Below are 24,796 nucleotides of genomic sequence, written 5' to 3' on the forward strand. Positions count from 1 at the left end.
GCATCCGGGCGTCGGACAAAGCCCACGGGTTTCCCGCTTGTTGCGTGCATGCCGCAGCCGTGCAGGAACCGAGAAAAGGTCGCGGCGCCAAGCGCACTCAAGGCGGCGTTCTGTCCTTGCGTTCAGTCAGTCGTGGCGCCGCCGCGTCAATGCCTCCAGCGCAATCAGCGCGGCATCGAGCTTGTCCGCACAGGCGCGCCACTGGTTGCGCGCGCCCGGCGAAGGCAGCGGGCCGCCGTCGCGCACGGCCACCCGCACGGCGTCGAGCCACACATCGACCTGCTCGCGCGCGACCGCCTCTTCGGCGCCCTGGTGTGCGAGCGTGCTCTCCAGCCGCTCGATGCGCGCGAGCCAGTCCGCCGCGTCCGCCGCCTGGTCGTTGGTGCGTGTCATGCGCGCTGCACGGAGGAGGGCGCCCGCGGAAACGACGGCACGGCCCGGGCGCTCCGGGCGAGCGCATTGCGGCCCTCGGCCGTGATGGCTGTGACCACGGCGCGCGCGATGCGCCGCTCGCCGGTGCGCAGCAGCTCGGGCGGCTCGGTCAGTGCTTCGAGCAGCGAGGCGCTGCGCAGCGCGAGGATGCGGTGGATGTCTTCCGGCGCGGAGCACACCACCGGCAACTGCCGGCGCGACAGGAGTTCGAGCAGTTGGTAGTACTCGGCCACGCGGAGGTCTCGGGGCGTCGTCTTTTTTCTCATGCGGATACCTGGAAGGAGAAGGAAGGTCGATGAAGGGAACCGGACCCGCTTCTCCCGGCAAACGGCATGCCTGCGCTCCGGGTGTGCCGAGCGCGACGGGCACTTCCTTGGCGATTGGGTGGCGTCCGACACCTCTGCGGCACCGTGCGTTCAGCCTTGGCGGCAAGCCCGCTCGCGCACGGCGCGCACAACCGAAAGGAGCACACACGATGACCAAGCCAAGGAAGCTCGAGGTACCCACATCGCCGCAAGAAGCGCAGGCGCCGTTGGGCGATGCGAACGCAACGCAAAAGGCACCTGCGAAGAAAGAAGGACCGACCGCCACGCGCACCACGCGCGAAGGCGCGTCGGTCGGCAAGGCCGGCAATTCGACCGTCGGCGGCGCGGCCGGCCAGCTCACGCCGAAGGACTAGCGTGGCCGGCGCGGCCGGGGCTCAGCCCTTGCGGCCGTCGACCTGCGATTCGGCGTCGAGCCAGTCCTGCACCTCGTCGCCGGGTTCGCCGCCGCGGCGCACGTAAGCGTCGTAGGCGGCATTGCGGATGCGCTCTTCCCTGGCGGCCGGGTCCTCGCCATGCATCGACTGCTGTTGCTGCTGCTGGCCGGACCCATCGGATGCATTGGACGCAGCGGACGAAGGCTGCGTGGCCGTCTCGCTCGCGGCTCCCGCGCCTTGCGCGCTCGTGCCCAGGGGCTGCTGGTTCTCTGGATTGCTGCTGCTGCTGGTCTTCGGCATGGTCACCTCTTGTATGTACGCCGTTGAACACGCCGGCCAACCTACGCCGTTGCGGTGGCGCCGCCGTCGGACAAGTGCCCGATTTCGCTCGATGAATGCGAAAAGTTCGAGGCGCGGCGCGAGAGAATTCTTGGCACATGGTTTTGATCTTTTTCCTACAGCGAACGCGTCGGCGTGCGTGCGAGCCTGCGGCCTTCGATCAACTTTGTGGAGCGCACCCATGACCCTGTCTTCCCGCCATCTCGCAGCAACATTTGCAGTCAGCTTTTCGCTGCTGGCCGCCTCGTCCGCCTGGGCCGCGGACAAGCTCGCGGCCGCCGACGCCTCGATGCTCAAGGACATCGCCCAGGCCAACATGGCAGAGGTCGAGACCGGCAAGCTCGCGCTCGAGAAAAGCACCAATCCCGAGATCAAGAAGTTCGCCCAGATGATGGTCGACGACCACAGCAAGGGCCTCGCCGACGTGAAGACGCTCGCATCGGCCAAGGGCACCGAGTTGCCCGACGGACCGGACGTCAAGCACAAGGCGACGGCGCTCGAATTCAAGGCGCTCTCGGGCGACATGTTCAACAGCCGCTATGTGAAGCAGGCCGGCGTCGGCGACCATGAGGCCACCGAGAAGCTGCTGAAGAAGACGCAGGCCGAGGCGAAGGACGCCGACCTCAAGGCGCTGGCCGGCAAGATGCTGCCGATCGTGCAGGGGCACCTGCAGCATGCGCGCCAACTGGTCGCCACCACCGACAAGAAGTAGCAACCGCAACCGCACCGCATTGCGGTGTCGGAACGAAGATCGAGGGCGCGAGCTTGAAGCTCCGCCCTCGATTCGCTTTGCGCGTCTGCGCAATCAGTGCAGTCCGTGCAATCAATGCAATCAGTGGAGAAGGGGAGGCCTCTGCATCTCGGTGTCGGTGAGGCCGGCCACGTCGGAGGGCTCCAGCACCACGCGCTCGGCGCCGGTCTGCGCGTGCACGAGCAGGGCGCGCTCGCGCAGCAGGCCCATGCAGGCGGTCAGCGTCGAGAGCTGGTCGACCGGCTCGCCGCCGGCCAGGAACTCCAGCGTGGCGCGGGGCACATGCACGAACAGGCGCCGGTGGTCGAGCAGCCGGATGCTGAACTCGTAGCCGTCGCCTTCGTAGCAGTCGGTCATGCGAACCCGCCCCTGCAGCCCGTCAGGCTGTCGCTTCCTCGATCTGCGCGGCTTCGGCCAGCAGGCCCAGCCGCTGGTCGGTGGCCTGTTCCTCCGAGAGGCTGGTCTGGAGCAGCGGAAGGGCGTCCGCAAAGCCCAGCTTCTTCGCGAGCAGGCACAGCGACGTGTAGCCGGCGATCTCGTAGTGCTCGGCCTTCTGCGCGGCGCCGATGAGCGCCGCATCGAGCACCGGGCCCTTCTCGATCAAGTCGACCAGTGACATCGTCTCTTCGACCAGGCCTTCCATGCCGTCGCACTTGATGCGCTTGAGCTTGAAGCCGCACTGCTCGGCGACCTGCTCCAGGCGCTCGACCTGGTTGCGCGTTTCCTGCAGATGGTCTTCGAACGCCTGCTGCAGATCGGGGTCGGTGGCCGCGCGCGCGAGCTTGGGCAGCGAGCGCGTCATCTGCTTCTCGGCGTTGTAGGTGTCCGAAATTTCGTGCACGAAAAGGTCCTTCACGGACTTGACTGGCATGGATGGCTCCTTCGTTGAAGTGGGTTGAAAAGTGCAAAGGTGGTGGCCGTTTCGCGGCGTCCATGTAGGCCATTTGCGATTCGATTCGCCAGTGCCGCGGCATCGGGTGCCGCCGTCGTCAACGCGCGTTCTTGCTGCGTGATTCGGTTGCTGCTGCAGCGGCTGCGGCACGGCCCTCGCCGAGGAACTCGACGAGCAGCGCATTCACCTCGTCGGGCTCTTCGTGGTGCAGCCAGTGCGAGGCCCGCGGCAGCCGCACGACGTGGCCGTTGCGGCAGTAGCGCAGCGCGGCTTGCGCGAGGCCGGGCTCCAGCGCGGAATCGGCATCGCCCCAGACGATGCGCACCGGCGCCTCGATCTTCTCGGCGCGCGGCCGCGCGAGCGGCATGGCGCGGTACCAGTCGAGCATCGCGCGCAGCGCATCCGGCTCGGCCCAGGCGGCGCGGTAGCCCGCAAGCTTGTCTTCGCCGAAGGTGCCGGGGCGGCTCGAATGCGTGAGCGCCGCCTGCAGCAGCGCGAAGTTGTTGGCGCGTAGCAGCGTTTCGGGAATCCACCGCAGCTGGAAGAAGCCGACGTACGTGCTGCGCAGCATCTGCAGCGGATGAGTCAGCGCGTACGAGAAGAAGGTGGCGGGGTGGGGCGCATTGAGGATCGCCAGGCGCTCCACCGCCGCCGGCTCGCGCGCCGCGAGGTGCCACGCCACCATGCCGCCCCAGTCGTGGCCGACGAGGCAAAAGCGCGGCGCGTGCAGCGCCTGCGCGATGCCCATCACATCGTCGGCCAGCGTGTCGAGCGTGTAGGCGCCGGTGCCTTCGGGCTTCTGCGATTCGCCGTAGCCGCGCTGGTCGGGAACGGCCACGCGCCAGCCCGCATCGACCAGCGGCTGCACCTGCTGGCGCCATGCGCCCCAGTACTCGGGAAAGCCGTGCAGCAGCATCACGAGCGGCGCGCCTTCGGCGCCCGCGGTGGCGACATGGAGCGACACGCCGTTCGTGTCGAGGGTCCGGTGCATCAGCGTGGCTTCCATCGTGTTCATCCCAAGGCGGTGTCCAGGACCATCATCAGCACGAAGCCGAGCATCAAACCGGTGGTCGCATGAGCCTCGTGGCCCTTGCGGTGCGACTCCGGAATGATCTCGTGGCTGATGACGAACAGCATCGCGCCCGCCGCCATCGCAAGGCCCCAGGGCAGCAGCGCGGCGGTGAGCCCGATGACGGCCGCGCCGAGCACGGCGGCGAGCGGCTCGACCAGCCCCGACAGCACGCCGAGCCCGACCGCCGTCAGCTTTCCGTAGCCCACGCTGCGCAGCGCGAGCGCGACGACCAGGCCCTCGGGCACGTCCTGGATCGAGATGCCGGTGGTGAGCGCGGTCGCGCCCACCGCATCGGTGCCCGCGAACGCGACGCCGATGGCCAGCCCCTCGGGCAGGTTGTGCAGCACGATGGCCAGCACGAAGAGCCACACGCGCTTGAGCGCGCGCGACTCGGGCCCTTCGAGGCCCTTGACGAAATGCTCGTGCGGCACGGCGCGGTCGATCGCCAGCAGCACCATCGCGCCGAGCAGCACGCCCCCGCCCACCAGCGTGCCGCTGCCCCAGGCGCCGGCGCCTTGCGACTTCGCCGCCGCGAGCGCGGGAATGACGAGCGAGAACGAGCTTGCGGCCAGCATCACGCCCGCGCCGAAGCCCAGCATGCTGTCGTAGGCGCGCTGCGAGAACTGCTGAGACAGCAGCACCGGCACCGTGCCGAGCGCGGTCGCCAGCGCGGCGATGCAGCCGCCGGTGAGCGCCGCGCCTACCGGCGAGCCCGAGCGCGCGAGATTCGCGCCTTCGATCAACAGCAGCAGCAAGCCGGCGCACGCGATGCCGGCGCCGAGCCAGCGCCGGGCGGTGCGGGCCGAGAGGGCGGTCTTTGGGAAGCGGATATCAGCCATGCCGGGTACGGGTTAAAGAGTGAGCGAGCAAGACACAACAGGCTCGCAGCGTGTTGGCTCGTTGCCGGCTCACTCGTAGGACCCATGCCCGCCGCCTTGGGAAAACCGCCTACTTGGTGTTGTTTGTTTCGCGCCGGCGTCTGGTGTCCGCGCCGCTACGCCGTCGGGCCCGTTGGCACAGCTGAGCATCACCGCCTGCTTCATCTGAAATTTTCAAATGGAATTGTGGCCCGTAGAAGACTTCAGTCGCCGCGATTTTCCTTTTCCCTGAGCGCAGCCCATCGCGGATCGGTGTGGCGACCGCTGTATTCCTGGTCGATTTCGTCGATCACACGGTCGGCGTTCTTCGGGTCGACCGCCGCGAGGATCGCGTCGATCTTGGCTTCGACGCGGTCATCGCCTTCCTTGGACTGCGGCGAGCCGAGGTACAGCAGGAAGGCGAGGCCGCCCACCTGCCAGAGCAACTGCAGGAACTCGGACTGCCAGTTCTCCAGCGTGTCCCGCATCATCTCGATGAGGTAGCCGTTGACTTCCACCGGATGGCCGAACTGCGTCTGTTCGTTCGCATAGGCGAACCAGCCGAAGACCCAGTGGCCGATCAGCGAGATGAGGAAAAAGCCGGCCGTGACCCAGGCGAAGCCGTAGAGCTTCCAGATCGATTTCTTCTTCATGAGCGAGCACCCCTTGTTTGTTGTTCGACGAGGGGGAAATTCGGCGCGCGCGGCAAGCAAGGGGCAGAAGGAGAAAACCGGCGTTGCATCGCCGGAGAGTCCTACGCGTGTGCTGGTGCTCTCACTAGGTCATTTAACATAACGCACATTGTGTGATCGTCATATGCCAGATGAGCCCATTCTGGAAACCGCCCAAGAAAGTGAGCTCAGGACCCCATCGGACTGACCGATGCCAACGAAGGATCGAAATCCGCTTCCACGCGTCCGATGTCCGGCACGCGCTGATACCGCAGCACGCGATATCCGGCTTCGATCAGCATCGCATCCCGATCCGGATCGCGCCGGGCCTTGTCCTTTTGATTCTTGTCGCCGAGCTCGACCACGGCCACGACCTTGAACGAGCGGTCGCACACGACGAAGTCTGCGATCCTGCGGCTGAACGTGCTGCGCGCCGCGCGCGTGCGGGCGGTGAGCAAGGCACCGAAACTGACCTGCGGCAGCACCACGAGGTCCGGGAGCGTTTGCACGAGGCGGTTGTACATCGCCTGCTCGCGTGCAGTGAGCGGTGCCCGGGCCTTGGGTTTGTCGACGAAGTTGCTGGTGTTTTGCTCGGACCTTTTCTTGGCCACCAACAGAAACACCAGCACGCCAACAACCAGCAAAACGACCATGAATAGGAACGTATTCATCTCTGCTTCTCCTTCTCCACAGAGTCTCGCACGAGTGCGCAGGCGCCCTTTTTTTGACCTTTTGCCGGGCCTGCAAGGCGACGAAATCAGCCCTCAACGCTTGGGCGAATTTCCAATTCCTCTGCCTTCGTAGTTCACTCCCTTGGTCTGCTTGATCTCGATCTTCTTCGCGTCAGGACAGGGCTCGTTCGAATACACGACCTTGCCGCCTTGCACGCATTTGTAGATCGAGTGCTGGGCCGCGGCATCGAACCCGGCGGTCGTCAGCAAACCCAGCGTGAACGCAAGGCCGCCCCATCTCACCATTTGCCGTCCTTGGGCGGCGGCTTCGGACCGGCCTTGGCGTTCATTGCGGCCGTGATGAGCTGCGCCGCTTCCGCACGGTTCACCTTGTTCGCGAAGTCGACCGCCGTCATGCCCAGCTGATTTTTCATCGTCGTGTCAGCGCCTTCGTCCAGCAGCAGCTTCACGGCTTCGCCCGAGCCGTACATGGCGGCCATCATCAGCGGCGTGGTGCCGTTGGGCGACTGCGCATCGATGAACGCGTAGTTGTCGAGCAGCACTTTCATGATCGTCAATTGGCCGCTGGTGGCCGCGTAATGCAGCGGCGTCCAGCCGGTCTTGTTGACCGCGGCATCGCGCTTGAGCAGCTGCTTGACCAGGTCCTGCTGGCCCTTGATCGCAGCCAGCATCAGCGGCGTTTCGTCCTTGGCATTGGGCAGGTCGACATTGAGCTGGGGCGATTCGAGCAGCACCTGGATGACCTTGGGCGACGGCTCGCGCAAAGCGATCATCAAGCCGGTCTGGCCGTGCTCGTCGAGCGTGTTCGGGTCAAACCCGCGTTGCAGCAGGGTGCGCACGCCGCTGGCGTTGTCGCCGCGCACGGCACGGAAAAAGTCTTCGAACGAGCCTGCATGCGCTGCAAAAGATGCAGCAATGACAAGGAGATAAAGCGACTTCTTGAAGTAGTTTTTCATGATCTGACGTCCCTGAATAATGTGTCGAAGTTGTCGCTCGTCGCCTTGGCGATGGCCTCTACGGGCACATTTCGAAGCTCGGCGATCTGTTGTGCCACGTAGGGCACGTACGACGGATTGTTGGTCTTGCCGCGGTACGGCACGGGCGCCAGATACGGGCTGTCGGTCTCGATCAGCATGCGGTCGAGCGGCACGAAGGCGGCCACGTCGCGCAGGTCCTGAGCCTTCTTGAAGGTCAGGATGCCCGAGAAGGAAATGTAGAAGCCCAGGTCGAGCGCCGCGCGCGCCACTTCGGCGGTTTCGGTGAAGCAATGGAACACGCCGCCTGCCGCACCCGTACCGGTTGAGCCGTCTTCGCCCTCCTCCTTGAGGATCGCAATCGTGTCGGCCGAGGCTTCGCGGGTGTGAATGATGAGCGGCTTGCGGGTCTGCTGCGCCGCGCGGATGTGCACGCGGAAGCGGTCGCGCTGCCACTCCATGTCGGCGATGCTGCGGCCGCCCTTACGTTCTTCCATCTGGTAGTAGTCGAGGCCGGTCTCGCCGATGGCCACCACGCGGGGCCGGGCCGAGAGGCGCACCAGGTCTTCGACGCTGGGCTCGGCGATGTCCTCGTTGTCGGGGTGCACGCCCACGCTGGCCCAGAAGTTGTCGTAGCTGGCGGCGAGCGCCTGCACGTCGTCGAACTCCTCGAGCTTGGTGCAGATGCAGAGGGCCCGGTCGACCTTGGCGGCGGCCATGGCGGCGCGGATCTGCGGCATCTGGTCCGCGAACTCAGGGAAGGTCAGGTGGCAATGGGAGTCTGTGAACATCGGAAATGACGGTGAAGTCGGCGCACCTGTCACCTGTGTGAGGTGGCGCCGTACACGGAGTTCCGCGTCACGAGGACGACGGAAAACTCAGATGGTTTGGGTGGGACGGTCCGACGCCATCGAACCACCGAGGGCTGCCTCGATGCGCGCCTTCAGTTGCCGCGATTTTTCGTCCGAAGGAAAACGGATGCCGACACCGGGCGCCCGGTTGCCGGCGGCGCGTGCCGGCGTGATCCAGGCGACCTTGCCGGCCACCGGATAGCGCTGTGGGTCTTCGGGCAGCGTCAGCAGCACATAGACGTCGTCGCCCAGCCGGTATTCGCGCGTGGTCGGAATGAAGATGCCGCCCTCGGCAAAGAGCGGGATGTACGCCGCATAGAGCGCCCCCTTTTCCTTGATGGCGAGCTGGATGACGCTCGGCCTGGCGGGCGTGGAGGCTGCGGACGCAGCGGGGGCGGGGGCGACAGGTTGGTTCATGGGCGGCGAGCGGCTGAGTTTAGGGTGCTTCGCGCTTCGCTCACAAGCGCTTCGAGCATGAGACCTGCATTGAACGGATGCTCCGCGGTTCTCGCGGCATTCGCGAGCGACTTCGACCAACGCGCCAAAGCCAGCCGCGACGGCGCCGCCGGCAGGTCGGCCGCCTCGAAGAAACGTGGCTCGGCGCCGTTGCCGACAGCCATCAAGTCGTGGCAGAGCTTCTGCAGCGCGCCAACGGCTTGAGCCGGTGCATGGTCCGACAGCGCACCCACATCACCGCGCGAAATGGCCTTGGGAAACAACGACCACGCCTTGGGCGATTGGCCGGACCGCGCGAGCCGCAAGGCATCGCTGGGCCGTCCGCCGGCAGCGCGCAACAGGGCGGCCGCATCGGCGGCCGGCACGTCCTGCGCCACAAGCCAGGCCTCGGCCTCGGCCGTTTCGGGCCACGGCAGCGTGAAGCCCAGGCAACGGCTGCGAATCGTCGGCAGCAATTGCCACGCCGCCTCGCTGGCCAGCACGAAGCGCACGTCGCCGACGGGCTCCTCGAGCGTCTTGAGCAGCGCGTTCGCGGTGATGGTGTTCATGCGCTCAGCCGGATACACCAGCACCACCTTGCCGCGCCCGCGCGCACTGGTGCGCTGGGCAAAGCCGACCGCATCGCGCATCGCCTCGACGCGGATCTCGCGGCTCGCCTTGCGCTTCTTGTCGTCGATGTCGGCCTGCGCCTTTTCGTCGAGCGGCCAGCCCAGTTCCTGCATGGCGACTTCGGGCATCAGCACGCACAGGTCGGCGTGGGTGCGGACCTCGATGGCGTGGCAGCTGGCGCAATGGCCGCAGGCAGTACCGCCCTCTTCCGCCGGCTGCTCGCACAGCCAGGCGGCGGCGAGCGCCAACGCGAGTTCGTATTGGCCGATGCCCGACGGCCCTTGCAGCAGCCAGGCATGACCGCGCTGGCGCAGCAGCTCGGCCAGCGGCTGGCGCAGCCAGGGCGTGAGGGGTGGCACGCTCATCGCGCAACTCCGCTTTGAGGTGCCAGCACGCCGCGCGCCACCAACGCCGTTTCGATCTGCTGCCAGACCTGGTCGCGCGCCTGGCTGGCGTCGATGCGAATGAAGCGCTGCGCGTCGGCGTCGGCGCGGTCTGCGTAGCCTTGGGCCACGCGGCGAAAGAACTCGACCGGCTGCGCCTCGAACTTGTCGGGTACGCGCGCACCGGCCAGCCGCTGCGCCGCGATCTCGGGCGCCAGGTCGAACCACAGCGTGATGTGCGGCTGCAGCAGCCCTTCCGCCCTGCCCCCTTGCGCCCACTGTTCCAGCGTCGACAGCACGGCTGCATCGAAGCCGCGCCCCGCGCCCTGATAGGCGAAAGTGGCGTCGGTGAAGCGGTCGCACAGCACCAGGTCGCCGCGCGCGAGTGCCGGCTCGATGACCTGCACGATGTGATCGCGCCGCGCCGCGAACACCAACAGCGATTCGGTCAGCGGGTCCATCGGCTGCTCCAGGATCAACCCGCGCAGCGTTTCCGCCAGCGGCGTGCCGCCGGGTTCGCGCGTGCGCACGACCGTGCGGCCCTGCGCCTTGAACAGCGCTTCCATCGCATCGAGATGGCTCGACTTGCCCGCGCCATCGATGCCTTCCAGCGTCAGAAAAAGCCCTTCGCTCATTGCGTTGCCTTGGGTTTGGGTTCGCTGCTGCTGCTGCCACCACCGCGCTGGTAGCGATTGACCGCGCGGTTGTGGTCATCGAGCGAGCTGCTGAACTGGCTCGTGCCGTCGCCGCGCGAAACGAAGTACAGCGATTTGCTCTGCGCCGGCTGCACCGCCGCCAGCAGCGCCGCCTTGCCCGGCATCGCGATCGGCGTGGGCGGCAGGCCACCGCGGGTGTAGGTGTTCCAGGGGCTGTCGGTCTGCAGGTCTTTCTTGCGCAGGTTGCCGTCGAAGGCGGCGCCGAGGCCGTAGATCACCGTCGGATCGGTCTGCAGCGGCATGCCGATGCGCAGGCGATTGGTGAAGACGGCGGCGATTTCGGCGCGGTCGTTGGCTTTGCCTGTCTCCTTTTCGACAATGCTGGCCAGAATCAGCGCGTCATCGGCCGATTTCAGGGGCAAGTCGGCGGCCCGCGCCGCCCAGGCGGCTTCGAGCTTCTTGTCCATGGCCCGCATGGCGCGCTGCAGCAGGGCGATGTCGGTCGAGCCCTTCGAATAGGTATAGGTGTCCGGGAAGAAGCGGCCTTCGGGGTGCACGCCGGGCTTGCCCAGCTTGGCCATCAGGGCGTCGTCGGTCAGGCCCACGCTTTCGGGCTTGAGCTGATCGGCCTTGCCGAGCGCCGCGCGCACCTGCCGCATGTTCCAGCCCTCGACCAGCACCAGGCTGCGCGTGGCTTCCTCGCCGCGCACCAGGATGTTGAGCAGCAGCTTAGGCGTGACACCGCGCTCCAGCTCGTAACTGCCGGCGCGCATCTGGCGGTCCTGGCCCGAAATCCGGAACCACCAATAGAGCAGTTGCGGCTGCACATCGACGCCGGCATTGGCCACGGCCTGGGCAATGCCGCGCGGCGTGGTGCCGGGCTCGATGGAAAGATCGGCGCTGGGCGCCGACATCTTGAGCGGCTGGTGCACCCACCAGAGTCCGCCGGCGCCGAGCGCGAGCGCGATCAGGGCGGCGAGCAGGAAGAGGGTAAGAAAGAAGCTGCGCACGAATCCGATGGGAAGCGGTGGGTCGATGGGGATGGGAAAAGGGAGGGAGTCCCTGACGCCGGAAGGAACAGGCCCGGCCATGATAATTCAGCGATGACCACAGTCGTTCTCAACGGGGTAGCCACCCTCTCGCACCTCGGCGTGATCCGCGCCGAAGGCCCCGATGCCGCCAGCTTCCTGCACGGACAGCTGACCCAGGATTTCTCCCTGCTCGGCGCCACCGAAGCCCGTCTGGCCGCGCTCTGCACCGCCAAGGGCCGCGTGATCGCAAGCTTCATCGGTATCCGGCCGCAACCCGAGTCGATCCTTCTTGTGTGCAGCCGCGACATCCTCGCAGCGACGCTCAAGCGCCTCTCGATGTACGTGCTGCGCGCCAAGGCCAAGCTGACCGACGCCACCGACCAGTTCGCGCTCTACGGCCTGGCCGGCACCGCGCTCACCGCCAACGGCCTGGATGCGGCCACGCCACCCGGCAAGCGCACCGCCATCGGCGACGACATCAGCGTGGTGTCGCTCTACCCGGCCGACGGCGTGCCGCGCGCCTTGTGGATCGCCCCCGCCCACCATGCCGCGCCGGCCGGCCCGAAGCTCGATGCCGATCTCTGGCAATGGAGCGAAGTTCGCAGCGGCATCGTGACCGTGACCACGCCCATCATCGAAGCCTTCGTGCCGCAGATGATCAATTACGAATCGGTGGGCGGCGTGAACTTCAAGAAGGGCTGCTACCCCGGCCAGGAGATCGTGGCGCGCAGCCAGTTCCGCGGCACGCTGAAGCGCCGCACCTACCTCATGCAGGCCGATGCGCCCGTGGCGGTGGGCCAGGAAGTGTTCGCAGCCAGCGATGGCGAACAGCCCGTCGGCACCGTGGCCCAGGCTGCACAGGCGCCCGGCGGCGGCTGGTCGGCGCTGGTCTCGATGCAGATCTCGGCGCTCGAAGCCGGCGCCCTGCATGCCGGCGCGGCCACCGGCCCGGCCTTGACGGTCGAGCCGCTCCCTTACGCCTTGCTCGAAGACATCTGATCTTTCTTCCCCCAACGCCCGGACCAAGAGGGCGTTCGGCGCCATCGAAAAAGATGGCGCCATTTTTTTGCGCGACGCTTAACCCCGCCGTCGATGCTGCGCCGTAGAAGCCTGCATCGACCCACTCCTGGCAAGGAAGAGCACCATGAAGCGCAGACTTTTTTCCACCGTCCTGGCCCTGACCGCCCTCACCACCGGCCTGGCGGCCGCTGCCGAAAGCCCGGCCCGCCCGTTCGCGCCGCCCTCTTCTTCGAGCCGCATCGGCTCGATCATGCAGATCGCCATTGTCGATCGCACGACGGGCGCCGAACTCCCGATCTACCGCCACCGCGGCGAATACTGGGTGGCCGGCCGCCCCGGCGCGCGCTACGCCATCCGGGCGCGCAACGCGATGGGCGAACGCATCATGGCCGTGATGTCGGTGGACGGCGTCAACGTCGTCAGCGGCGAAACCGCGGGCATCGGGCAGACGGGCTACGTGTTCGGCGCGCGCGAAAACAGCGACATCACCGGCTGGCGCAAGAGCGATTCGCAGATCGCGGCCTTCGAATTCGCCTCTGCCGGCAACTCCTACGCAAGCCGCACCGGCCGGCCCGACGACGTCGGCGTGATCGGTGTCGCGCTGTTCCGCGAGAACGTGCCGGTGCCGCCGCCTCCCCCGATCGCGCCCTATCCGAGCCGCGACGAGTACAGCTCGCGCGACCGCGAATTGCGGAGCGAATCGTCTGCGCTGGGCGATGCCAAGGCCAAATCGGCGCCCGCCGAGGCCGCGGCCTCTGGCGACGCACCCGCCGGCAGCATGGCGCGCCGCCAGGCACCGGCTCCAAGCCTGGGCACGGCCCACGGCCGCCGCGAAACCTCGTACGTCGGCAAGACGAACTTCGAGCGCGCGCAGTCGACGCCCGACGAAGTGGTCCGCATCCGCTACGACAGCCGCGACAACCTCATTGCGGCGGGCGTGATTCCGGTGCCGCCGACGCCGCGCTGGCCGCGTCCCGCGGGCCCGTCGCCGTTCCCCGGTTCGGACTCCGGCTACGTGCCGGATCCGCCCAGCCGCTACTGATCAGCGCAGCGAGCGGCGCATCTCGACGTGCGGGATGCCGGCTTCTTCGAACGGCTCGCCGTGCACCGCATAACCGAGCCGCGCATAGAACCGCTCGGCGCTGCGCTGCGCATTGAGCGCCACTTCGCGGTCGCCGCGCGCCCGCGCCGCTTCTTCCAGCGCCTGCATCACGGCCGCGCCATGCCCGCCGCTTCGCAGCGTGCGGTGCACCGCCATGCGGCCGATGTGGGAGACGCCGTCTTCCGCATCGAGCAACCGCCCGGTCGCGATGACTTGCCCGAGGCGATTGCGCGCCACCGCGTGCAGCACGACGGCATCGTGCGCGTCCCACTCCAGTTCCTTCGGAATGTTCTGCTCCTCGATGAACACCGCGCGCCGCAGGGCGCCCGCGCCTTCGCCGAGCGCGTCCCATCCGCCGGTCTCCACGGTCCGCATCGCTTCACCGGCCTCGAAGCCCAGCAGCACTTCTCGCAGCCCCGCGGGCACCGCCTTCGAAGTCTGCGTGGCCGGATCGGCGAACACATAGACCAGTTCGCAGCCGACCAGGTACTGGTCCTGCCGGAACAGCGCGCCCTCGAACACGATCGACGAATTGCCGATGCGCGCGCACTTCATGCCCACGTCGATCACATCGTCCATGCGCGCCGAGGCACGGAAATCGATCGTCGCCTTGCGCACGTACAGGTCGCCGCCCAGCGAATGCATCGCCTCTTCGTACGGCAGCGCCATCGCGCGCCAGTAGTCGGCGATGGCGGTGTCGAAGTACATGAGGTAGTGCGCGTTGAAGACGATCTTCTGCATGTCCACCTCGGCCCAGCGCACGCGCAGGCGGTGGAAAAAGCGGAAGTCCTCGCGTCGGTTCGCTGCGGTTCTTGTCTCTGTCGTCATGGTGCCAATGCTTCCTTGAGTGCCCGGGCCGCGTCGCCTTGCGCCTGCAGCGCTTCGGGCAATGCGCGGCCCATCTTGATGAATTCGTGGATCACGCCGCGGTAGATCTCCAGGTCGACTTGCACGCCCGCGGCGCGCAGCTTGTCGGCGTAGGCGATGCCTTCGTCCACCACCGGGTCGCATTCCGCGAGGCCGATCCACGCGGGCGCCACGCCGTCGACGTCGTCGGCCAGCAGCGGCGCAAAGCGCCAGTCGTCGCGGTCGGCCGGCGTGCGGACGTACTGCGCGAAGAAGAAATCGATCATCGCCTTCGTGAGCAACGGGCCGTGCTCGAAGCGCTGGTGCGATGGTGTGTCCTGGTGCGCCGTCATGCCGGGGTAGATCAGCATCTGCAGCGCGAGCGGCAGCCCCGCATCGCGCGCCATGATCGCGCACACCGCGGCCAGCGTGCCGCCGGCGCTGTCGCCGCCGACCGCGAGGCGGCTGCCGTCGAGCCCGAGGCTCGCGCCTTGCGTGGCGACGAACTGGAACGCGTCCCACGCGTCGTCGGATGCGGTCGGAAACTTGTGCGCGGGCGCGAGCCGGTAGTCGACCGACACCACCGCGCAGCCGCTCTTGCTGCTCAGCACGCGGCACAGCGTGTCGTGCGTGCGGACGTTGCCGACCGTGAAGCCGCCGCCATGGAAGTACACCAGCACCGGCAGCACGTCCGATGAGGGCGCGTAGAGCCGCGCGGGTATCGCAAAGCCGTCACGCGCGGCGATGGTGAAGTCTTCGATGCGCGCCAGTTCTGGCTTGGGCACTTCGAGCACGCCCGCGCCTTTTTCATAAGAGGCCTTGGCCTCGTCGGGCGAGAGCTGATCGAGCGTCGCATGGCCGGCGCGCGCCATGCGCTCGACCACGCTGGCCATCTTCGCGGTCAGCGGGTGCGGGGGGAATGTCGTGGGAGGGTTGCCTGTCATGCGCACTTGGTCGATCGATCGATGGATTGTTTGTTTGTTTATTTATCTACTTGCTGAACGTCACGACCACGGGCTGCATGCGCGACAAGCCTTCGTAGGTCACCAGCACGGTCTGCCCCGCCTTGGGCGGCAGCAGCGGAGAGAACGAACCCAGGCTCACGAGATCGCCGGCCTTCAGCGCCAGGCCCTCTTTCGCGAGCGCCCCGGCCAGCCACACGACCGCGTTGAGCGGATGCTCCAGGATGTCGGCGCCCTTGCCGCGCGCCAGCTCGGCGCCCTGCCCGTCCTTCATCACCACCGTCATGTCGCGCAGGCTCTCCAGCAGCCAGGCCTGTCCGCCGGCCGTGGTGGGCACATCGACCGGCAAGCCCTTCACGCCGAGGCGCGCCGCCACGTTGATGGCCGCGAGGCCCGGCCCGTTGAGTTTGGGCGGCGTCTGCACCACAAGGTCGGGCAGTTCGATGAAGGGAATGACCTGGTCGATGTTCGCCAGCACATCGGCCGACGTCTTCGCGCTGTTGATGTCGGCGCTCTTCACGCGCACCAGCATGTCAGCCTCGAAGAGCGGCCGCGCGCCGAAGGCGGCATTGACCACCGCGCCGCTGTCCAGCAGCATGCCCTGGTAGAGCACGCCCCACACCGGCTTGTCGTAGTTGAAGCGCTTCTGCACCGCGGGGTTCGTGAGGCCGGCCTTGTAGCCGATGACCGCGCCGTGCTTGCGCGCGAGCAGCGCGTTGAGCTTGGCACGGGTGCACGCGGCATCGGCTTCATCGAGGTTCTCGATGTCGGCGGCGGGCGTGCGGGCTTCGCGGGCGGCGAAGAAATCGGCCACCTGCGCATCGCCGAGGCAGGCAGCGTGCGCTCCCGCGGACGCTGCCGCCACGAGTGTGCCGAGCGTGACAGCGGCAAGGGTTTTGTTCATGTGCAAGGCTGTCCCCTGTTGTTAGATTCGGATGGTCGGCAATCGTACTTCCCCGACGCTTTTCCCTGCGTCCGGGCACCCACCCACCACGTCCACACGTCCCACGATCCATGGCACTCATCCAGTACCTCACCCAGATCCAGTTCGAATTCGGCGCCATCAAGCTCCTGTCCAGCGAATGCGCGCGCATCGGCATCCACCGCCCGCTGATCGTGACCGACGCCGGCGTGCGCGCGGCCGGCGTGCTGCAGAAGGCGCTCGACGCCATCGCCGACCTGGAGGTCTCGGTGTTCGACCAGACCCCCTCCAACCCCACCGAGGCCGCGGTGCGCGCCGCCGTCGAGCTCTACCGCAGCGGCCGCTGCGACGGCCTCATCGCCGTGGGCGGCGGCTCGGCCATCGACTGCGCCAAGGGCGTGGCGATTGCCGCCACGCACGAAGGCCCGCTCAAGACCTACGCGACCATCGAAGGCGGCTCGCCGAAGATCACCGACCGCGCGGTGCCGCTCATTGCGGTGCCCACCACCAGCGGCACCGGCAGCGAAGTGGCGCGTGGCGCGATCGTCATCGTGGACGACCACCGCAAGCTCGGCTTCCACAGCTGGTTCCTGATGCCCAAGGCCGCGATCTGCGACCCCGAACTCACGCTCGGCCTGCCGCCCAAGCTGACGGCCGCCACCGGCATGGACGCGATTGCGCATTGCATGGAAACCTTCATGTCGGCCGCGTTCAACCCACCGGCCGACGGCATCGGCCTGGACGGCCTGGAGCGCGCCTGGCTGCACATCGAGCGCGCGACCAAGGACGGCAGCGACCGCGAGGCGCGCCTGAATCTCATGAGCGCCTCGATGCAGGGCGCGATGGCGTTCCAGAAGGGCCTGGGCTGCGTGCATTCGCTCAGCCACAGCCTGGGCGGCGTCGATCCGCGCCTGCACCACGGCACGCTCAACGCCCTCTTCCTGCCTGCGGTGATCCACTTCAACGCGGGCGCCGAGTCGGTTCAGAAGGACCAGCGCCTGCAGCGCATGGCGCAGGCCATGCACCTGGATTCGCCCGGCGATCTCGGCGAAGCGATCCGCGACATGAACGCGCGCCTCGGACTGCCGAAGGGCCTGGCGGAAGTCGGCGTCACGCCCGCGCTGTTCGAGCAGATCATCGACGGCGCCATGGCCGACCACTGCCACAAGACCAATCCGCGGCTCGCTACGCGCGACGACTACAAGGCGATGCTCGAAGCGTCGATGTAAGTGGCCCGGCGCCGGCTGCCCGCGCCGTTGGGCATGCCGGTTGCGCGATCTGGATCAATGGGATGCGGCCAGGCATCCCCATGCGCTCAATGCCTGATCCGCGGGAATTCCGCCCGAGGCATTTCTCGCAAGCGACGGTGCGCCGGCCGGAGCGTTGTCGTCGTGCACCCATTTGTCGAGGTCGGACACCGCATTCCAATTCAATTGCAGGGGGCTCAATCCCAATCTATTGAGCAATGAATTGGTGTTGTAAAACCCGTGGCTGTAGTTCTCGATGAAATAGGCACGCACCGAATTATTTACTTCGTCCGCAGCTGCCTTTTGGGTCAATTTACTGACAAATCCACCAGCCTGGGTGCAAGGGACCAGAAAATCGGATGTCCCCTGATAAATGATGATCTTCTTTCCTTTCTTGCCGGCCTTTTTCTGGTTCGAGGCTGCATTGAAGAAATTGGCAAGATCACCCGGCTTGACATTCCATACAGGCGCAAATTCATCCAATAGCTTGCTATATCCATCGTAATTCGCACCCGATTCAATAGCGACATTCGCCAGATGCCGGGATGTCGCGCCCAGCCCATCGCTCAAGGTTTGCTCGGATACATCGCCGCCGAACAAGCTGGTCAACATGGCCGCACCGCTGTTCCAGTTGACCACCCAATCATTGACGACCGCCGGCACCTCCAGCGTCTTGAGCAGATTGGTTTCGTCAACGGGAGGCGCGCCCGCCACAACGCCGTCGTAAGCGTCCGGCCAATTGGCAATGGCTTTCAATGCCTGCCTGCCGCCGGTGGAAATACCTACGAAATAGGTATCGCTGGGCGCAATTCCTGTCAGTTTTTTAACCAGATATAACCCGACATCAAGCGATTTCTTGATGGAATCCTGCCCGAAATTCTTTACCGCTTCCTGCTTGGGAACATCACTGAGTTGCCTGCCGGGCCGCACGAATTGTGGATCGAAGGCTTTGGACGATTCACCAGCGCCCGCATCACTTAGAACGACCGCGTAATTCGCCAGCGCCGATCCCTGAAATGAAGGTGAGAATTGCTGATTGCTTTGCTGGCCCGCCGCCACGACGTCGGAACTCCAGGCAAATCCGCCGCCACCCAGTTGGACGAATTTCCCATTCCATTGCGACGGAATATAGATTTGATAATTGATATCGGGAATCCGATAATCGGGCGCCTTGACTGCTGGATCAATTCCTCCAGGAGAGGTGGGCTGAATTGTTCCCTTGATCAGGCAATAGGAAGGAAGCGCGAGCCAGATCTGTTGCACCGATGTGATCTTGAATCCGCCGGTCTTTGGCGAAGGAAATTTGTAATTGCGGAAATCATTCAATACGGCATCGCCGTATGTCGATCCATTCAGCTGGTTGGAACATGTCCGGATAAGGGTGCTGGAAATATCGCTGGCCGCATGAGCGGATGAAAAAATGCCCCCGCAAGCCATTGCCAAAAAAGACGACTTGCGCAACCAAAGCGAATGATGCCGCCCCAAAGACCCGCTATTTTCTGTCTTGGTCAAGATTTGTCTCCAATTGATTGAATTGAATATTCACGGGCATCCATTTCCCAATGGCGCCATACCTTCTGTGAGGCCGTGAAATTCTCAATCGCCTGGCGACGGGCCGCGCTATCCCTGCGGCGCCATTCGAATGACCTTCAGTGCACGCGCAGGTGCGTTATTCCGCCTTCACCCCCGCCGTCCGGATGACCTTCCCCCACTTCGCCGTCTCCGCGGTGATGAACGCATCGAACTCCTCGGGCGTGCTGCCCGCCGGAATCGTGCCCATCGCGTCGAGCTTGGCGCGCGTCTCGTCGCTCTTGATGATCCGCGCGACTTCCTCCGACATGCGCTTGACGACGTCGCGCGGCGTGCCCGCCGGCGCCAGCATTCCGGCCCAGGTGCTGCCGGTGAAGCCCGCGAAACCCTGCTCGATGAAGGTCGGCACGTCGGGCGCGGCCGCGAGGCGCTTGTCGCCCGCCACGCCGATCAGCCGCACCTTGCCGGCCTTGGCCTGGTTGATGAGGCCGGTGGGCGCATCGAAGAAAAGCTGAATCTGCCCGCCCATGAGGTCGGTCAGCGCAGGCACCGCGCCGCGGTACGGGATGTGGATCATGTAAGTCTGCGTGAGCGACTTCCACAGCTCGGTCGTCAGGTGCGCGGCCGAGCCGTTGCCCGAGGAGCCGAAGCTCACCTTGCCCGGGTTGGCGCGTGCGTAGTCGATGAGTTCGCGCGCGGTCTTGAACGGCGCGTTGATGTTCACCGCGGCCAGCAGCGGCGAGACGCCCATCAGCGAGACGCCCGTCAGGTCCTTCTGCGGGTCGTAGGGCAGCTTGGGGTACAGCGTGGTGTTGGCCGCATACGCCGCGATGACGACGCCGAAAGTGCTGCCGTCGGCCGGCGCCTTGGCGATGGCGTCGACGCCGATGAGGCTGTTGGCGCCGGGCTTGTTGTCGATGAGCACCGGCTGGCCGAGGCGCGTCTGCAGGCCGATCTGCACGAGCCGCGCCATCTGGTCGGTGAAGCCGCCGGGCGTGTAGGGCACGACGATGCGGATCGGTTTGCTCGGCCACGCGGTCTGTGCGAAGGCCGGAACGGCGAGGCTGGATGCGGCGGCGGCGAGCGTGAACTGGCGGCGGGTCAGCGTGGGAGGCTGGGGATGGGGCATGGCGGCTTGTCTCTTTCTTGAATGGATCGATCCATTCTCGAAGCGCAAACAGCCGCGCCAGTCAGGGTTTGTCCCGGCGGACGAGCGCCCTCGCCTGCTCAGAGCGGCAGAACGTCGGGCACGCGCCCCTTCACAAACCCATCGGCGAGCCACCCTTCGAACTCATCCGACAGCCGCTGTGCCTCACGCGTCGCCTTACCCCACGCCGTGATACGCGCCTGCGCATCGTTCTGGAAATGAATGAAGTCCTTGCGGTCCGGCAGCTTGCCGTTGGGCAGCGACTTCACCCATTCGGGATCGGGCGCGAGCACCACCATGCGGTCGAGGAAACCCGTGGACTTGTGGCGCCAGCGCAGGCCCTTGTCGAGCCAGCCCGGCACCACCGCGCGCTGGAAGTGCGGGTACAACACGATGCCTTCGTCGGCAGGCTGGTAGTCCAGGTGCAGGTGGTAGTCGGTGATGCCGCCGTCCCAGTACGCACCGCGCGGCGCGCCGGGGATGTCGTGCACCGCGGCCAGCAGGAACGGGATCGAGCACGAGGCTTGCAGCACCAGGTTGAAGTTGGCTTCGCTCAGCGCGTGCTGGCGGGTGCGGAAGTCCTGCGTGCCGAAAGGCAGCGCCGCGCCCGGCGTGGAGAACACGCAGCGCTCCAGCCACGCGCCCAGGCTCTTGCGGTAGACGCTGTTCGAGGCAAAGGCGCCCAGGTAGCCGAACGGCGTGCGCGCCCTGCCCTCGCGCCCGAGGATGTGGCGGCCGCGCGAGGTCACCACATGCAGCCGGTAGCGCGGATGGTTCAGCACCTCGCCGATGCGGCCGCCGTAGAAATCGACCAGGCTTTCGGCGAATCGCTCGCTGAGCTGCCGCGGACTCAGGCGCTTCTGCCCCGGCGGCACTTCGAACTGCTGGCGAACGTAGTCGTGCTCGAAACGCTGAAAGGCGGCCTCGGGGTCGGAGAGGCACGCCGTCGCGAGCCGCCACGCGCCGATCGACGCGCCCACCAGGTGCACTTGCTGGCTCGACTGCGTGAGCCAGCGGCCGAAGATGAAGCGATCGAGCGGTCCGAGGATCAGGCCCTTGGGGCCGCCCGCCGCGCCGGGGACGGTGCGAACGTCCTCGGCGCGGAGGCCGTGCTGCTCGATGTGCTTGCGGGCCGCGGGGCCGGCGTAGATGCGCAGGGCTTTCATGCCGGATGCGTCAGCAAGAACCGTGCGGCACGGTTACTTGCGCAACCCCTGCAGCTTCGCAAACGCACTGGCCATCTGCCCCGCGGGCTGCGGCGAGTTGTCGCGGCGCGGCTGCTGCTGATTGCCTCGCCCCGCCCCTTCGAAGCGGTTGTCGCGCGGCCCGTCGCGGCGCGCGGGCGCTGCGTCCAGCTTCATCGACAGGCCGATGCGCTTGCGCGCCACGTCCACTTCCATCACCTTGACCTTGACGATGTCGCCGGTCTTCACGACCTCGCGCGCATCGTTCACGAACTTGTGGCTCAGCTGGCTCACGTGCACCAGGCCGTCCTGGTGCACGCCGAGGTCGACAAAGGCGCCGAACTGGGCGACGTTGCTCACGGTGCCTTCGAGGATCATTCCTTCGACCAGGTCCTTGATGTCGTCCACGCCGTCGTTGAAGCGCGCCACCTTGAAGTCGGGACGCGGGTCGCGGCCGGGCTTCTCGAGTTCGCCCAGGATGTCCTTGACCGTGATGACGCCGAACTTCTCGTTGGCGAAGAGCTCGGGCTTCAGGGTCTTGAGCATCTCGGCGCGGCCCATCAGTTCGGCGATGGGCTTGCCGGTCTTCACGATGATCTGCTCGACCAGCGGATAGGTTTCGGGGTGCACGCCGGTGATGTCCAGCGGGTCGGCACCGCCGCGGATGCGCAGGAACCCGGCGCTCTGCTCGAAGGCCTTGGGGCCGAAGCCGGTCACGTCGAGCAATTGCTTCCGGGTGGAAAACGCGCCGTTCGATTCGCGCCAGCGCACCACGGCCTTGGCCACGCTGCCCGAGAGGCCGGACACACGGCTGAGCAGCGGCACGCTCGCGGTGTTGAGGTCCACGCCCACCGAGTTCACGCAGTCTTCGACCACGGCCTGCAGGGTGCGGGCGAGTTCGCTCTGGTTCACGTCGTGCTGGTACTGGCCCACGCCGATGCTCTTGGGGTCGATCTTCACGAGCTCGGCCAGCGGGTCCTGCAGGCGGCGCGCGATGGAAGCGGCGCCGCGCAGGCTCACGTCCACGTCGGGCATCTCCTGCGAGGCGAATTCGCTGGCGGAATACACGGAGGCGCCCGCCTCGCTGACCACGACCTTCTCGACCGTCATCTCGGGCGCGCTGGCCTGTGCGGCCATCTTGGCCAGCAGCTTGATGAGGTCGGCGGCCAGCTTGTCGGTCTCGCGGCTGGCGGTGCCGTTGCCGATGGCGATGAGGTTCACGCCGTGCTTGGCGCAGAGCTTGCCGAGGGTGTGGAGCGACCCTTCCCAGTCCTTGCGCGGCTCGTGCGGGAACACGGTGGCGGTCTCGACCAGCTTGCCGGTGGCATCGACCACGGCGACCTTCACGCCGGTGCGGATGCCGGGGTCCAGGCCCATCACGACGCGCGGGCCGGCGGGTGCGGCCAGCAGCAGGTCGCGCAGGTTGTCGGCGAAGACCTTGATGGCGACCTTTTCGGCCTCTTCGCGCAGGCGGGTGAACAGGTCGCGCTCGGTGGACAGCGCCAGCTTCACGCGCCAGGTCCAGGCCACGCACTTGCGCAGCAGGTCGTCGGCCGGGCGGCCCGCGTGGCTCCAGCCCAGGTGCAGCGCAATCTTGCCCTCGGCGATGCTGGGCTTGCCCGGCTCGGGCTCCACGGGCAGCACCAGCTTGGCATCGAGGATGTCGAGCGCGCGGCCGCGGAACACGGCCAATGCGCGGTGCGACGGCACGCGGCCGATGGGCTCGTCGTACTCGAAGTAGTCGCGGAACTTGGCGATGTCGGCGTTGTTTTCGTCCTTGCCGGCCATGAGGCTGGACTTGAGCAGGCCCTCGGCCCAGAGCCATTCGCGCAGGCGCTGCACAAGAACGGCGTCTTCGGCCCAGCGCTCGGAAAGGATGTCGCGCACGCCATCGAGCACGAGCGGCACGGTGGAGAAATCGGGGCCCGGCTTGCCGTCGTCCAGCGTGGTGGCGGGCTGCAGAAAGGCCTTGGCTTCGACGGCCGGGTCCAGCGTGGGGTCGGCCAGCAGCTTGTCGGCGAGCGGCTCGATGCCGAATTCGCGGGCGATCTGGCCCTTGGTGCGGCGCTTCTGCTTGAACGGCAGGTACAGGTCTTCGAGTTCCTGCTTGGTGGGCGCGAATTCGATCGCGGCGCGCAGCTGGGGGGTGAGCTTGCCCTGTTCGTCGATGGCTTTGAGCACCGCCACGCGGCGGTCTTCGAGTTCGCGCAGGTAGGAAAGACGGGCTTCGAGTTCGCGCAGCTGGATGTCGTCGAGGCCGCCGGTCACTTCCTTGCGGTAACGGGCGATGAAAGGAACCGTGGCGCCTTCGTCGAGCAGTTCGACGGCGGCCTTCACCTGGTGCTCGCCGACCTTGATTTCAGTGGCGAGCTGGCGAATGATTTTCTGCATGTCTTGAGCGCATCCCGGGCAAAGCGCGGAAGTTTGCCATAGGCGCGGACGGGCTCCGGCGGCAGCGGCCCCGCGCGTTGTTACAGGCTGCTCGCAGTGTCCAGCCCCGCGCTGGCCGGCGCGGCTTCGGCGTCCGACACCACGAGGCGCACGCGCAGCCCGTGCGGCTCGGTGTCCATGACGGCCAGCTCGCCGCCCAGCGCATCGGCCCGCGCACGCATGCTGCGAAGCCCCTTGCCCAGTTGCTCCAGCGGCATGGGCGCCGATGCCTGGAGGCCGCGGCCGTTGTCCTGCACTTCGAGCACGAGCCCGCGCGCGCGTCCCAGCGGGCCGAAGCGCACCTCGACGATGCTCGCGTGGGAGTGGCGCAGCACATTCGACAGGGCCTCTTGCGCGATCCGGCAGATCTGCATCGCGGATTCGGCGGACAGCGTGCGGGCGAGCGGCACGTCCTGCACATGCCACACGAGGCCGATGCCCAGCCGGTCGAACGCTGGCTGCAGCCGGTAGCGCAGGTGGGCCAGCCGCTCGACGATGGTGGCCGAGGCCTCGTCGTCCAGGGAATCGACGGTCATCTGCAGTTCGAGCAGGCAGGCCTGCAGCGCCCTCGACAGCTCGCTGGGCTCGGCCGCGCGCGGGTCCTGGCTGGCCAGGAGCGCCATCAGCCGGGAGCCGACGCCGTCATGCAGGTCACTGGCGATGCGGCGCCGCTCGGCCAGCACCGCCTGCACCTGCCGGAATCGCGCGACGCGGCGGCGCGAGAGATACCAGATGCCCAGGATCATTCCGAGCACGGCCACGTTGACGCCCTGCAGCGCCCAGAACGCGAGCGGGATGTCGTTGATCTCCACAGACATCGCCGAGGTGGCCCGCAGCACCTGCCCTGTTACCGGCGTGAGGTGCAGCGCACCGGCCAGCGCGGCCCACAGCAGCATCCGGCGGCGCGAGGCGCGGGGCCAGAGCCAGGCCAGGAGCGCGGACCATGCGGCGATCGAGAGCCACACGAACTGGTCTTCGAGGTAATGCGGTAACTGGGGCACCGAGGACCACATGACCGTATCGACCCGTTGCATACCGTT

At 66.7% G+C, this 24,796-nt stretch carries 29 protein-coding genes; 5 read left to right on the forward strand and 24 right to left on the reverse strand.

Features of this window, described 5'->3' with window-relative positions:
• Positions 1–126: 126 nt before the first annotated feature.
• Both VARPA_RS15395 and VARPA_RS15400 read right to left on the reverse strand, forming a co-directional pair.
• Complete coding sequence (locus VARPA_RS15395) at positions 127–393, reverse strand: hypothetical protein (protein WP_013541502.1); 267 nt, start codon at positions 391–393, stop codon at positions 127–129.
• Entirely contained in the window at positions 390–698 is a 309-nt protein-coding gene (locus VARPA_RS15400) for a hypothetical protein (RefSeq protein WP_013541503.1), read from the reverse strand. Before VARPA_RS15400 ends, VARPA_RS15395 begins: the two co-directional genes overlap by 4 nt.
• 209 nt (positions 699–907) lie before the next feature.
• Between VARPA_RS15400 and VARPA_RS15405 the strand changes: the two genes are divergently transcribed.
• Complete coding sequence (locus VARPA_RS15405; RefSeq protein WP_013541504.1) at positions 908–1,111, forward strand: hypothetical protein; 204 nt, start codon at positions 908–910, stop codon at positions 1,109–1,111.
• A gap of 21 nt (positions 1,112–1,132) precedes the next feature.
• On the opposite strand, the gene VARPA_RS31370 is transcribed toward VARPA_RS15405, so the two are convergent.
• Complete coding sequence (locus VARPA_RS31370; protein WP_013541505.1) at positions 1,133–1,432, reverse strand: DUF2934 domain-containing protein; 300 nt, start codon at positions 1,430–1,432, stop codon at positions 1,133–1,135.
• A gap of 220 nt (positions 1,433–1,652) precedes the next feature.
• Here VARPA_RS31370 and VARPA_RS15415 point away from each other — a divergent pair, with 220 nt between their 5' ends.
• Positions 1,653–2,183, forward strand: a complete 531-nt coding sequence (locus VARPA_RS15415; protein ID WP_013541506.1) for a DUF4142 domain-containing protein — start codon at positions 1,653–1,655, stop codon at positions 2,181–2,183.
• A gap of 120 nt (positions 2,184–2,303) precedes the next feature.
• On the opposite strand, the gene VARPA_RS15420 is transcribed toward VARPA_RS15415, so the two are convergent.
• The 13 genes from VARPA_RS15420 to mltG form a co-directional block, all read right to left on the reverse strand.
• Positions 2,304–2,579, reverse strand: coding sequence for a hypothetical protein (locus VARPA_RS15420; protein WP_013541507.1), 276 nt, complete (start codon positions 2,577–2,579; stop codon positions 2,304–2,306).
• Between the two features lie 22 nt (positions 2,580–2,601).
• Entirely contained in the window at positions 2,602–3,093 is a 492-nt protein-coding gene (locus VARPA_RS15425) for a ferritin-like domain-containing protein (RefSeq protein WP_013541508.1), read from the reverse strand.
• 118 nt (positions 3,094–3,211) lie between these two features.
• Positions 3,212–4,129: an alpha/beta fold hydrolase gene (locus VARPA_RS15430; protein ID WP_200861434.1), complete on the reverse strand. Its 918-nt coding sequence runs from the start codon at positions 4,127–4,129 to the stop codon at positions 3,212–3,214.
• Positions 4,126–5,025, reverse strand: a complete 900-nt coding sequence (locus VARPA_RS15435; RefSeq protein WP_013541510.1) for a ZIP family metal transporter — start codon at positions 5,023–5,025, stop codon at positions 4,126–4,128. The genes VARPA_RS15430 and VARPA_RS15435 overlap by 4 nt, the downstream gene beginning before the upstream one ends.
• 242 nt (positions 5,026–5,267) lie before the next feature.
• The gene (locus VARPA_RS15440; protein ID WP_013541511.1) at positions 5,268–5,696 is read right to left on the reverse strand and encodes a DUF6766 family protein; all 429 of its coding nucleotides are present in this window, start codon (positions 5,694–5,696) and stop codon (positions 5,268–5,270) included.
• Positions 5,697–5,902: 206 nt separating this feature from the next.
• On the reverse strand, positions 5,903–6,367 hold the full coding sequence (locus VARPA_RS15445) for a DUF2726 domain-containing protein (RefSeq protein WP_234974751.1): 465 nt from the start codon (positions 6,365–6,367) through the stop codon (positions 5,903–5,905).
• A 111-nt stretch (positions 6,368–6,478) separates the two neighbouring features.
• Positions 6,479–6,691, reverse strand: coding sequence for a DUF4124 domain-containing protein (locus VARPA_RS15450; RefSeq protein WP_013541513.1), 213 nt, complete (start codon positions 6,689–6,691; stop codon positions 6,479–6,481).
• Complete coding sequence (locus tag VARPA_RS15455) at positions 6,685–7,362, reverse strand: ankyrin repeat domain-containing protein (RefSeq protein ID WP_013541514.1); 678 nt, start codon at positions 7,360–7,362, stop codon at positions 6,685–6,687. The genes VARPA_RS15450 and VARPA_RS15455 overlap by 7 nt, the downstream gene beginning before the upstream one ends.
• Positions 7,359–8,171, reverse strand: a complete 813-nt coding sequence (locus VARPA_RS15460; protein WP_013541515.1) for a TatD family hydrolase — start codon at positions 8,169–8,171, stop codon at positions 7,359–7,361. Before VARPA_RS15460 ends, VARPA_RS15455 begins: the two co-directional genes overlap by 4 nt.
• An 87-nt stretch (positions 8,172–8,258) precedes the next feature.
• Positions 8,259–8,648 (reverse strand): PilZ domain-containing protein, encoded by a 390-nt coding sequence (locus VARPA_RS15465; RefSeq protein WP_013541516.1) that lies wholly within the window; start codon positions 8,646–8,648, stop codon positions 8,259–8,261.
• Positions 8,645–9,661: a hypothetical protein gene (locus VARPA_RS15470; RefSeq protein WP_013541517.1), complete on the reverse strand. Its 1,017-nt coding sequence runs from the start codon at positions 9,659–9,661 to the stop codon at positions 8,645–8,647. The genes VARPA_RS15465 and VARPA_RS15470 overlap by 4 nt, the downstream gene beginning before the upstream one ends.
• Complete coding sequence (tmk, locus tag VARPA_RS15475; protein WP_013541518.1) at positions 9,658–10,314, reverse strand: dTMP kinase; 657 nt, start codon at positions 10,312–10,314, stop codon at positions 9,658–9,660. The genes VARPA_RS15470 and tmk overlap by 4 nt, the downstream gene beginning before the upstream one ends.
• Entirely contained in the window at positions 10,311–11,345 is a 1,035-nt protein-coding gene (mltG, locus tag VARPA_RS15480) for an endolytic transglycosylase MltG (RefSeq protein WP_041942918.1), read from the reverse strand. The genes tmk and mltG overlap by 4 nt, the downstream gene beginning before the upstream one ends.
• Before the next feature lie 93 nt (positions 11,346–11,438).
• Here mltG and VARPA_RS15485 point away from each other — a divergent pair, with 93 nt between their 5' ends.
• The gene (locus VARPA_RS15485) at positions 11,439–12,365 is read left to right on the forward strand and encodes a YgfZ/GcvT domain-containing protein (protein WP_013541520.1); all 927 of its coding nucleotides are present in this window, start codon (positions 11,439–11,441) and stop codon (positions 12,363–12,365) included.
• Between the two features lie 145 nt (positions 12,366–12,510).
• On the forward strand, positions 12,511–13,428 hold the full coding sequence (locus VARPA_RS15490) for a hypothetical protein (protein WP_013541521.1): 918 nt from the start codon (positions 12,511–12,513) through the stop codon (positions 13,426–13,428).
• Here VARPA_RS15490 and VARPA_RS15495 read toward each other — a convergent pair whose 3' ends face one another.
• Genes VARPA_RS15495 through VARPA_RS15505 form a run of 3 tightly spaced genes read right to left on the reverse strand, consistent with a single transcriptional unit; the run spans position 13,429 to position 16,200 of the window.
• Positions 13,429–14,316 carry a YbgC/FadM family acyl-CoA thioesterase gene (locus VARPA_RS15495; protein ID WP_013541522.1) on the reverse strand — a complete coding sequence of 296 codons (888 nt, stop codon included), beginning with the start codon at positions 14,314–14,316 and terminating at the stop codon, positions 13,429–13,431.
• Positions 14,313–15,278 (reverse strand): alpha/beta hydrolase, encoded by a 966-nt coding sequence (locus tag VARPA_RS15500; RefSeq protein WP_013541523.1) that lies wholly within the window; start codon positions 15,276–15,278, stop codon positions 14,313–14,315. Before VARPA_RS15500 ends, VARPA_RS15495 begins: the two co-directional genes overlap by 4 nt.
• 46 nt (positions 15,279–15,324) lie before the next feature.
• Positions 15,325–16,200, reverse strand: coding sequence for a 2-keto-4-pentenoate hydratase (locus tag VARPA_RS15505; RefSeq protein ID WP_013541524.1), 876 nt, complete (start codon positions 16,198–16,200; stop codon positions 15,325–15,327).
• Between the two features lie 110 nt (positions 16,201–16,310).
• On the opposite strand from VARPA_RS15505, the gene VARPA_RS15510 reads away from it, so the two are divergent.
• Positions 16,311–17,447 carry an iron-containing alcohol dehydrogenase gene (locus VARPA_RS15510; protein WP_013541525.1) on the forward strand — a complete coding sequence of 379 codons (1,137 nt, stop codon included), beginning with the start codon at positions 16,311–16,313 and terminating at the stop codon, positions 17,445–17,447.
• Between the two features lie 54 nt (positions 17,448–17,501).
• On the opposite strand, the gene VARPA_RS15515 is transcribed toward VARPA_RS15510, so the two are convergent.
• The 5 genes from VARPA_RS15515 to VARPA_RS15535 all read right to left on the reverse strand — a co-directional run bounded on the left by VARPA_RS15515 (position 17,502) and on the right by VARPA_RS15535 (position 24,790).
• Positions 17,502–18,977, reverse strand: a complete 1,476-nt coding sequence (locus tag VARPA_RS15515) for a tannase/feruloyl esterase family alpha/beta hydrolase (RefSeq protein ID WP_144298995.1) — start codon at positions 18,975–18,977, stop codon at positions 17,502–17,504.
• Positions 18,978–19,134: 157 nt separating this feature from the next.
• Positions 19,135–20,124: a tripartite tricarboxylate transporter substrate binding protein gene (locus VARPA_RS15520; RefSeq protein WP_013541527.1), complete on the reverse strand. Its 990-nt coding sequence runs from the start codon at positions 20,122–20,124 to the stop codon at positions 19,135–19,137.
• Between the two features lie 98 nt (positions 20,125–20,222).
• The gene (locus VARPA_RS15525; protein WP_013541528.1) at positions 20,223–21,308 is read right to left on the reverse strand and encodes a phospholipase; all 1,086 of its coding nucleotides are present in this window, start codon (positions 21,306–21,308) and stop codon (positions 20,223–20,225) included.
• Between the two features lie 33 nt (positions 21,309–21,341).
• A complete protein-coding gene (locus tag VARPA_RS15530; protein WP_013541529.1) occupies positions 21,342–23,717 on the reverse strand; it encodes a Tex family protein in 2,376 nt (791 codons plus the stop codon).
• Between the two features lie 80 nt (positions 23,718–23,797).
• Entirely contained in the window at positions 23,798–24,790 is a 993-nt protein-coding gene (locus VARPA_RS15535; protein WP_234974752.1) for a sensor histidine kinase, read from the reverse strand.
• Positions 24,791–24,796 lie beyond the last annotated feature (6 nt).

It is taken from the genome of Variovorax paradoxus EPS (assembly GCF_000184745.1).
Lineage (GTDB): Bacteria > Pseudomonadota > Gammaproteobacteria > Burkholderiales > Burkholderiaceae_C > Variovorax > Variovorax paradoxus_C.

Bases quoted from the DNA above. Each gene is read 5' to 3' on its own strand.
- VARPA_RS15415 (WP_013541506.1), top strand. From the start codon at position 1,653: ATGACCCTGTCTTCCCGCCATCTCGCAGCAACATTTGCAGTCAGCTTT.
- VARPA_RS15495 (WP_013541522.1), bottom strand. From the start codon at position 14,316: ATGACGACAGAGACAAGAACCGCAGCGAACCGACGCGAGGACTTCCGC.
- VARPA_RS15535 (WP_234974752.1), bottom strand. From the start codon at position 24,790: ATGCAACGGGTCGATACGGTCATGTGGTCCTCGGTGCCCCAGTTACCG.
- VARPA_RS15435 (WP_013541510.1), bottom strand. From the start codon at position 5,025: ATGGCTGATATCCGCTTCCCAAAGACCGCCCTCTCGGCCCGCACCGCC.
- VARPA_RS15455 (WP_013541514.1), bottom strand. From the start codon at position 7,362: ATGAAAAACTACTTCAAGAAGTCGCTTTATCTCCTTGTCATTGCTGCA.
- VARPA_RS15460 (WP_013541515.1), bottom strand. From the start codon at position 8,171: ATGTTCACAGACTCCCATTGCCACCTGACCTTCCCTGAGTTCGCGGAC.
- VARPA_RS15420 (WP_013541507.1), bottom strand. From the start codon at position 2,579: ATGACCGACTGCTACGAAGGCGACGGCTACGAGTTCAGCATCCGGCTG.
- VARPA_RS15530 (WP_013541529.1), bottom strand. From the start codon at position 23,717: ATGCAGAAAATCATTCGCCAGCTCGCCACTGAAATCAAGGTCGGCGAG.
- VARPA_RS15500 (WP_013541523.1), bottom strand. From the start codon at position 15,278: ATGACAGGCAACCCTCCCACGACATTCCCCCCGCACCCGCTGACCGCG.
- VARPA_RS15470 (WP_013541517.1), bottom strand. From the start codon at position 9,661: ATGAGCGTGCCACCCCTCACGCCCTGGCTGCGCCAGCCGCTGGCCGAG.
- VARPA_RS15520 (WP_013541527.1), bottom strand. From the start codon at position 20,124: ATGCCCCATCCCCAGCCTCCCACGCTGACCCGCCGCCAGTTCACGCTC.
- VARPA_RS15395 (WP_013541502.1), bottom strand. From the start codon at position 393: ATGACACGCACCAACGACCAGGCGGCGGACGCGGCGGACTGGCTCGCG.
- VARPA_RS15425 (WP_013541508.1), bottom strand. From the start codon at position 3,093: ATGCCAGTCAAGTCCGTGAAGGACCTTTTCGTGCACGAAATTTCGGAC.
- VARPA_RS15430 (WP_200861434.1), bottom strand. From the start codon at position 4,129: ATGAACACGATGGAAGCCACGCTGATGCACCGGACCCTCGACACGAAC.
- VARPA_RS15525 (WP_013541528.1), bottom strand. From the start codon at position 21,308: ATGAAAGCCCTGCGCATCTACGCCGGCCCCGCGGCCCGCAAGCACATC.
- VARPA_RS15440 (WP_013541511.1), bottom strand. From the start codon at position 5,696: ATGAAGAAGAAATCGATCTGGAAGCTCTACGGCTTCGCCTGGGTCACG.
- VARPA_RS15510 (WP_013541525.1), top strand. From the start codon at position 16,311: ATGGCACTCATCCAGTACCTCACCCAGATCCAGTTCGAATTCGGCGCC.
- VARPA_RS15400 (WP_013541503.1), bottom strand. From the start codon at position 698: ATGAGAAAAAAGACGACGCCCCGAGACCTCCGCGTGGCCGAGTACTAC.
- VARPA_RS15505 (WP_013541524.1), bottom strand. From the start codon at position 16,200: ATGAACAAAACCCTTGCCGCTGTCACGCTCGGCACACTCGTGGCGGCA.
- VARPA_RS15485 (WP_013541520.1), top strand. From the start codon at position 11,439: ATGACCACAGTCGTTCTCAACGGGGTAGCCACCCTCTCGCACCTCGGC.
- VARPA_RS15465 (WP_013541516.1), bottom strand. From the start codon at position 8,648: ATGAACCAACCTGTCGCCCCCGCCCCCGCTGCGTCCGCAGCCTCCACG.
- VARPA_RS15490 (WP_013541521.1), top strand. From the start codon at position 12,511: ATGAAGCGCAGACTTTTTTCCACCGTCCTGGCCCTGACCGCCCTCACC.
- VARPA_RS15450 (WP_013541513.1), bottom strand. From the start codon at position 6,691: ATGGTGAGATGGGGCGGCCTTGCGTTCACGCTGGGTTTGCTGACGACC.
- VARPA_RS15445 (WP_234974751.1), bottom strand. From the start codon at position 6,367: ATGGTCGTTTTGCTGGTTGTTGGCGTGCTGGTGTTTCTGTTGGTGGCC.
- VARPA_RS15405 (WP_013541504.1), top strand. From the start codon at position 908: ATGACCAAGCCAAGGAAGCTCGAGGTACCCACATCGCCGCAAGAAGCG.
- VARPA_RS31370 (WP_013541505.1), bottom strand. From the start codon at position 1,432: ATGCCGAAGACCAGCAGCAGCAGCAATCCAGAGAACCAGCAGCCCCTG.
- tmk (WP_013541518.1), bottom strand. From the start codon at position 10,314: ATGAGCGAAGGGCTTTTTCTGACGCTGGAAGGCATCGATGGCGCGGGC.